The organism is Aeromonas sp. 62-46 (genome assembly GCF_001898585.1).
GTDB lineage: Bacteria > Pseudomonadota > Gammaproteobacteria > Enterobacterales > Aeromonadaceae > Aeromonas > Aeromonas caviae.
In genome coordinates, this window is the sequence record NZ_MKUI01000009.1 from 6,111 (window position 1) to 6,387 (window position 277).

A 277-nucleotide genomic window follows, 5' to 3' on the forward strand; every position below is an offset into this window, starting at 1 on the left:
TGGAATCCAAGGGGTTATAGCTCAGCTGGGAGAGCGCTTGCATGGCATGCAAGAGGTCCGCGGTTCGATCCCGCGTAGCTCCACCAGGTTCCCGATTGATATGAAGTACCCAGGGCAGTGCGGTGTGTATCACCCAGGCCGACCTTTGTGGGGTTATAGCTCAGCTGGGAGAGCGCTTGCATGGCATGCAAGAGGTCCGCGGTTCGATCCCGCGTAGCTCCACCATTATTGAGGATGAATGGCCGCCAGAACCATTCATTCGGTACCGAATTTGGGG

At 57.0% G+C, this 277-nt stretch carries 2 tRNA genes; both read left to right on the forward strand.

Features of this window, described 5'->3' with window-relative positions:
* Positions 1-10 precede the first annotated feature (10 nt).
* Positions 11-86 (forward strand) — tRNA-Ala (locus BGO64_RS03470).
* Positions 87-149: 63 nt separating this feature from the next.
* Positions 150-225, forward strand: a tRNA-Ala gene (locus BGO64_RS03475).
* Positions 226-277 lie beyond the last annotated feature (52 nt).